At 68.7% G+C, this 5,331-nt stretch carries 4 protein-coding genes; 1 reads left to right on the top strand and 3 read right to left on the bottom strand.

All coding sequences use genetic code 11. The annotated features are described in order from the left end of the window. Positions 1-241: 241 nt before the first annotated feature. Both GWK61_RS52545 and GWK61_RS52540 read right to left on the bottom strand, forming a co-directional pair. Entirely contained in the window at positions 242-1,459 is a 1,218-nt protein-coding gene (locus GWK61_RS52545; RefSeq protein WP_194921767.1) for a S53 family peptidase, read from the bottom strand. Positions 1,460-1,472: 13 nt separating this feature from the next. Further along, positions 1,473-3,398, bottom strand: a complete 1,926-nt coding sequence (locus tag GWK61_RS52540) for a hypothetical protein (protein WP_194921766.1) — start codon at positions 3,396-3,398, stop codon at positions 1,473-1,475. A gap of 308 nt (positions 3,399-3,706) precedes the next feature. On the opposite strand from GWK61_RS52540, the gene GWK61_RS60385 reads away from it, so the two are divergent. After that, on the top strand, positions 3,707-4,699 hold the full coding sequence (locus GWK61_RS60385; RefSeq protein WP_194921765.1) for a LuxR C-terminal-related transcriptional regulator: 993 nt from the start codon (positions 3,707-3,709) through the stop codon (positions 4,697-4,699). Here the strand turns inward: GWK61_RS60385 and GWK61_RS52530 are convergent. Continuing rightward, positions 4,663-5,331, bottom strand: a 669-nt coding sequence (locus GWK61_RS52530; RefSeq protein WP_194921764.1) for an alpha/beta fold hydrolase, incomplete at its 5' end; no start/stop codon positions are given. The two genes, GWK61_RS60385 and GWK61_RS52530, sit on opposite strands and share 37 nt — an antisense overlap.

Here is a 5,331-nt window from a genome sequence, read left to right as displayed (position 1 = left end):
CAGATGCGGAAACAACACCAGGTACTTGTCGGCCAGCCCCGCCGCGAACTCCTCCACAGATATGCCCATACCACAACAACGATCCCCAGACCCGAAGGCTACGGGTTAATCCTCTGCGAGCCCTTACCATCCCACCGGCGGATGTCACCTGCGCGAAGCACCGCTCACGAGTTCGATGGGGGAATGTGACCACAACCGCCGGGCCCCGTGGCCGTTGACCACGGGGCCCGGCGTTGAAGCGTCAGAAGGCTGACAGCCCGTTCGGCGTCCCCATTCCGGTCGGGCCGTCGTATCCGGGTCCGGCGTTGCACTGGTAGTCCCCGCCGCAGTTCTGCCCGGCGGTGTGGCCGGACACCACGTCGTTGAGTCCGGGCGCTGCCGACGGCGCGTACAGCGCCGAGGCGTTGGGGAACTTCGCCGGGTTCCCGGCCTGCGCGACCACGCCCGCCAGGAACGGGGAGGAGGCGCTGGTGCCGCCGACGATGAGCCAGCCGGGGGTGCCGTCGTTGGGGTCGGTGTCGTAGACCGCGGGGCCGGTGTTCGGGTCGGCGTCGGCCGAGACGTCGGCGACCATGCGGCCGGGACAGTTGGCGTCGGTCTGCCAGGCCGGCTTGTCGATCCAGGCCGAACAGCCGCTGCCGGCCCCGATCCAGGCCTGCTCCGACCAGCCGCGGGCGCTGGAGTCCTTGGTCAGCGAGGTGCCGCCGACCGAGACCACCGTGCTGTACGCGGCCGGGACCGTGGCGATCTGGTAGCCGCTGTCGCCGGAGGACGCGAAGATCGCCACGCCGGGGTGCGCGTAGTCCGCGGCCCAGGCCTGGATGCCGTTGCCCTCGGTGGCGCCGTAGCTGTTGGAGACCTCGGTCGCCCCGAGCCGGACCGCGGTGTCGACGGAGGCGGCCAGGTCCCGGGACGTGGGAGTGGTCCCCTCGACCAGCAGGATGTGGCACTGCGGACAGGACGCGGACACCATGTCCACGTCCAGCGAGATCTCGATGCCCCACCCCTGGTCCGGCGGCGTCGGCGAGGTGGTGCCGCTCTGGTTCACCTTCCGGAAGCAGCCGTTGGCGGTGGTGCAGGCGGGCAGGCCGTAGGTGGAGCGGTAGGCCGCGAGGTCGGACTCGGCCGTCGGGTCGTCGCCGGCGTCGACGATCGCAATGGTCTGATTCGCGCCGCCGGTGGCCGGCAGCTTGTAGGCGGCTTGCAGGTCGGCCGGGCCGAAGCCCTGCGGCAGCGCGGCGGCATGTCTGCCGTGGACGTCGGTGCGTACTTCGGCCATGCAGCGGGCGTATCCGGGCTTGGCGGCACCGCACACGTCACGGACGGTCGGCGCGGCGGCGCGCGCGGTTGCCGGCGCCGCGTTGGCGGTCCCAGCGATCGCCGAGACCGCACCGGACGCGGTCAGGACCGCCATGCAGGCCACGGCCACCCGGTAACGGGACTTCGATATCAGGCTCATGATTCCCCTCCCCTCAGCCGATGGTGTAAGCGTTGTCAGTGGTCTGCGTGATTGAGCCACCGACCGTGTCGGTCGCAGTGACCCGCAGCCACGGCGTGCTGCCCTTGGCCCCGGTGTCGGCCCACAGCGCCAGGTAGTGGTTGTGCGCGGTCGGAATGGTGAGCGCCGGAGTCCAGGTGGTGCCGCGGTTGAAGGAGATCTCGACCTTCGCCGAGGCGGCCGGGGCATGCGAGCCCTGCCCGTCGAAGCTTGCATGCCCGACGGTCAGGTCCAGGATCGACAGGCCGTGGCTGGTGTTGGTGGCGTCGGTGTTCAGCCGGTAGTTCAGGTTCAGCAGCGGCAGGATCTGGCACGAGGTCGGGTTCGCCTGCGACGCCCAGCAGTAGTCCTCGCCCGGCAGGCTCGAGTGCGGGTCGCCGGCGGGGTGGTAGACGAAGGACAGGTCCGTGTGCGTCTTCGTGGACTGCGATATCTCCGGGAGCCCGCTGGCGTCCACGTCGAACACCGCGCGGTAGGTGCCGGTTTGTTGCGGGACGCCGTTCAGCAGCGCCCCGTTCTCTTCGGGTCCGCTGTAGATCTGTTGTCCGTCGCGGTACAAGGTGAAGTTCTGCGTGACCGGGATGCTCGGAGGGTACGCGCCGAGACCGTACCAGCCTCGGGACTGTCCGCTGCTGTCGTCGGCCATGTCGAAGGCGACGGACAGGTTTCCGTCGGCCGCGCAGATGTAGCAGTTGTTGGCGCCGGTGAACTGGCCGACTTGGGGAGTCAGCGGCCCCTGCGCCCAGGTGTGCCAGTAGGTCTTGCCGGCGGCGAAGCTCTCCACGCTGGCCGGGTAGAAGAACAGGCCCCAGTCCTCGGACTGCGTGAACACCTCGGGCTGGTAGAAGTGCAGCCAGGCGAAGCCGGCCGGCAGCGGAGCGCTGAGGTAGTCGGTCAGGTCCTCGGGCACTGATATCCGGTAGGTCGGGGCGCGGCCGCCGACCTGAGGGTTGAGGGCGCCGATCTGGTACATGCCGGTGTGCGCGGGGTTGGCGGCGTCGGTGTCGAACGTGTTGTGGAGCGTGGCGATCGCGTTCGCCGCCACCGGGAAGTCCTCGTTCGCCGGGACGTTGTCGACCGGCGGATAGGCGAGGTCGTAGCGGTAGTGGGAGGTGGCGTCGGGCGGGCTTTCCCCGGCCCAGGACACCTGGTAGCTGAACTTTCCGACCTTGGGTGTCGCCTCGGGGGAGATGAAGAACGCGCCGGGCCCGGCGCCCTGGATCCCGGCGGTGAAGCCGGCCGTGTCGGAGCGGGCGATGTTCAGGGCTGTGTCGTCGGTGACCGTCGGCCGCGGCGTGGCAGCGGTGACCCGGGCGCTGGCGGCACTCTCGGCGGCGGTGACGGTCACCGCGCCGCCTGCGTCCGGGACCACCAGGTCTTCTTGCTGCACCAGGCGGGTCGCGGTGGCGTTCCCGTTTGCGTCGGTGTCGACGAACCCGGTGTAGATCGCGTAGTTCCCGGCCGGGACCGCCAGGCGGGCCACGCCGCCGTTGTCCGGGACCGAGGCGAAGAACTTCCCGAACGAGTCGACGTTCATCACGATGCTGAGGGCGTTCTGGGCGGGAGCCCCGGTCAGGTCATTGGCGTTGATCTGAAGGATGTGCAGGGGAAAACGTGGCGAGATCTGAGTCGTCGGTGCTGATGCGGGTGTTGTGGAGCGGGACAACTGCGGCACGTCGTACTGAGAAATGTCCAAAGACTTTGTGGACAGTGCCTTTGTGGGCAGGACGTAAACGTGACCGTTACCCGGATCGATTTTGAGGTACTGCGCGTTGCGACCGTCCGGCCCGACGACGTTGAACGTGCGCTGTCCGTTCGCTCCCTGATACACGACGAGGTCGCCGCCGGGGAGGGTGACGGTGGACGGCGAGGCGCTGTGCTGCACTGATGCGCCGGTCACTGCTCCGGTCGCTGCGCCGGTCACTGTCCGGGTCGCTGTCCCGGTCACTGTCGTCTCGGAGGCCGCGGTGGCGGTATCGAACCCTGCGAAAAGCGCTAGGGACGTCAGTGCGGAGATGGTGAGAAGGGCGTTTCTGCTGTGGGGTCTTGGCATTCGGACCGACCTTCGGGCATCGGGGGGTTATCGACATTCGTATGTTGTCGAAGAGTTCATCCATGGGTAAGGTCCGAAGCTGACGAGTTCCGGTCATTGCAAGGAATTCGTCAGCACTCTGTCCGCCGGCGGCGCACAGCCCCAAGGAGGCGTTCGTGCTTGAGGGAATCGGCCTGACGGTGGAGCAGGAGGAGATCTATCTGGGCATGCTGGCCCGGCCTCCCCGGGCGATGGACGAGATCGCCGCCGCGCATCCCGACCGCGACCGCGAGGGCACGGTCGCCGTCGTCGCCGGCCTGCTCGACGCCGGGCTCGCCACCAAACTCGCCGGGTCGCCGGAGCGCTACCTGGCGGTGGCCCCGGACGTGGCGCTCGAAGGTCTGGCGCGGGCCCGCATCGACCAGGCCGAGCATGTCCGGCAGGCCGTACCGGCCCTGATGGAACAGCTCTGGGTCGCCTCGGATCAGACCGCGTCCGCGGACTTCATCGAAATCCTCAACTCCGAGACGGCGTTCGTGCGCCGCTGGAACCAGCTGATGCGCACGGCGAAGCACCAGGTGCGCGGCTTCGACCGTCCGCCGTACTACAAGGACCCCACGACCGAGCCGAACGCCGAGGAACTGGAGCGGCTGTCCGAAGGCGTCGTCTGCCGCGCGATCTACGCGCAGGCCGCCGTGGACATGCCCGGCCGCTGGGCCGACATCGAGGCCGGAATCGCCGCCGGCGAACAGGCCCGCGTGCTGCCGGAACTGCCGGCGAAGATGGTCCTGTACGACGACACCACGGCCACGCTCGCGACCCAGTCCGACCCCGCCGGCCCGCTGTCGGTCATCATCGTGCACAGATCACCTCTGCTCGACGCTCTCAGTGCCCTGTTCGAGGCCTACTGGCAGCAGGCGATCCCGATCACGATCGACGCTGCCCACCCGGTGACCACCGACGCGCGCGAGGAACAACTCGTCCGCCTGCTTGCCGCCGGCCTCGGCGACGACGTCATCCAGCGCACCCTCGGCGTGAGCGCCAGTACGGTGCACCGGCGGATCCGCCACCTGATGCGGAAACTGGGGGCGCAGACACGGTTCCAGGCCGGGTACCAGCTTGCTCGGGCGCGTCAGGAGCGTCCTCGTCGGCGGCCGCCGGACGAGTAGCCAAGTCGGACCCGCGAGGTTGGCGCCGGCGCGCGAGGTGCTATCCGAGCACCTCGCGCAGGTAGCGCTGTCAGGGTTTCCTCGCGACGTGCGAAATGCTGCTTCATCTCCTGCCGTGCGGTCGCTTCCTGCGGGCTGGGATCCGGAAAGTCGCCGAACGTGCCACCCACCACGACACCCCGGCTGGTCCTTTCCGGGTACCGGTGCGCGAACGCGAGCACGCGCCGCGCTCCGTCGGAGACGCCCACCAGCACTGCTGAACGCACGCCGGCGGCGTCCATCACAGCCGCGATGTCCTCGATCTCGCTGTACGGTTCGCTCCCCGGGCACAGGAAGCCGCCCGGAACGTCCACGAAGTTCTCGATCTCATCACTCACAGCGGCATCCTTGGCGCCCCACATTGCGGCGTCAAACCGGAATCGCCGCCATCCGAAGAATGACGTGCGCGACATTCCTGGCGTGCGGACCAAAGGAGGATCAGAATACAGATAAAGGACTTCGAGGGGGTGCGGGGCGATGGCTGGGAAATGGTTCCAGCGCGGCCACGCTATGGTGGCTCGACCGTTGATGAGGAGCGATGCGCGGCGCGGGGCGCGGTAGAGGGCTGCGACGGTCTCCAGGTGCTCCAGCGC

It is taken from the genome of Catenulispora rubra (genome assembly GCF_015356825.1).
In the GTDB taxonomy this organism is placed as follows: domain Bacteria; phylum Actinomycetota; class Actinomycetes; order Streptomycetales; family Catenulisporaceae; genus Catenulispora; species Catenulispora rubra.
Note: the sequence above shows the minus strand (reverse complement) of the source record. Positions and strands in the feature narration are given on the sequence as shown.